The sequence below is a fragment of the Schaalia vaccimaxillae DSM 15804 genome (assembly GCF_000420425.1).
Taxonomy (GTDB): Bacteria; Actinomycetota; Actinomycetes; order Actinomycetales; family Actinomycetaceae; genus Pauljensenia; species Pauljensenia vaccimaxillae.
On the sequence record NZ_ATUX01000004.1, the window covers coordinates 1 to 1167 of the forward strand.

The 1167-nt window shown below is 59.9% G+C and carries 3 protein-coding genes; all 3 read left to right on the plus strand.

The features are described 5' to 3' along the window. A partial coding sequence (locus G439_RS12665; RefSeq protein WP_207382246.1) for a hypothetical protein occupies positions 1–180 on the plus strand: 180 nt, incomplete at its 5' end. A 139-nt stretch (positions 181–319) separates the two neighbouring features. Continuing rightward, positions 320–922: a tyrosine-type recombinase/integrase gene (locus G439_RS0100085; protein WP_207382247.1), complete on the plus strand. Its 603-nt coding sequence runs from the start codon at positions 320–322 to the stop codon at positions 920–922. 117 nt (positions 923–1039) lie between these two features. Then, on the plus strand, positions 1040–1162 hold the full coding sequence (locus G439_RS12825) for a hypothetical protein (protein ID WP_022867155.1): 123 nt from the start codon (positions 1040–1042) through the stop codon (positions 1160–1162). Positions 1163–1167 lie beyond the last annotated feature (5 nt).

Genomic DNA, 1167 nt, shown 5'->3' on the forward strand with positions numbered 1-1167 from the left:
AACCTTCTGGTTGGGATCATCCATGCGCACAGATGTAGTGGTGGATCTGGATGCGGAACGGCGGTTGAGGCGCGCATCCTGAATTGTGGAGCAATTACCGATTACCCCCGCTTGGCGGGAGGCCGTCGACGGTTGGGCGCGAGCGTTACGCGTTGCTGGTCGGACGGCTCAGACGATTGAAACGCGATGTGAGCACATTCGGAGGATGTCGAGGCAGACGGGTGTGGGTTCTCCTGCGCTTGTGCGATCCTCACATTTGATTGAGTGGGCGGCGGCGCATGAATGGAGTCGTGAGACAAGGCGAAGCATTTATGCGAGTTTGCATGGATTCTTTGCATGGGCAATGGCTGCGGCTATTACGGATGCAGATCCGACGGGGGATCTGCCGTCTGTGCGGCCATCGACGCCGGTTCCCAGACCCGCGCCTGAGCGCGTCTACGCCGACGCACTAGCGCACGCAGATGATCGAGCACGGATGATCGTTCGCCTGGCTGCGGAGGCTGGTCTGCGCCGCGCCGAAATCTCACAGGTCACCCGCGATGATCTGTTCGAGGATCTGGACGGGTGGAGTTTGCGCGTGCAAGGCAAGGGCGAGAGGGTCCGCGTCGTCCCGCTGAGTGATTCGCTGGCTGCGGAGCTGCGTCGGTTCATTGGTCGACGCCAATGGGCGTTCCCCTCCCCTACTGGTGACCACCTCACACCCCGGCATATCGGGAAGATCGGGCGGCGAGTGCTACCAGAGCCTTGGACGCTGCACACCCTACGCCATCGATTTGCGACAGTGGCGCACGAGGAAACGCGAGATCTAATCGCAGTGCAGCGGCTTTTAGGACATGCGTCAGTTGCAACGACACAGCGGTATGTCGCGACTGATCGACGTCGGCTGCGCAGGGCCGTTGAGGCGGCGGGGTCGGTGGCCTAATCGACTTGACTATAGATGTGTTTCCGTCTATAGTTAGGGGTGTTGGGAGGCAACCCCGCTTCTCAACAGGAAAGCCCCCGGGTAGAGCCGGGGGCATGGAGGAAAGGAGCCAAGATAATGGTTGAGATTATCGCGGTTCTGATCTCCGTTCCTGCTGCCATTGTAGCGCTGTTTGATTTGTGCGACAAGGTTTCGGCCTTGATCAAACGGATCGACTCCGACGCTGAGGCTCAGGACTGAGATCC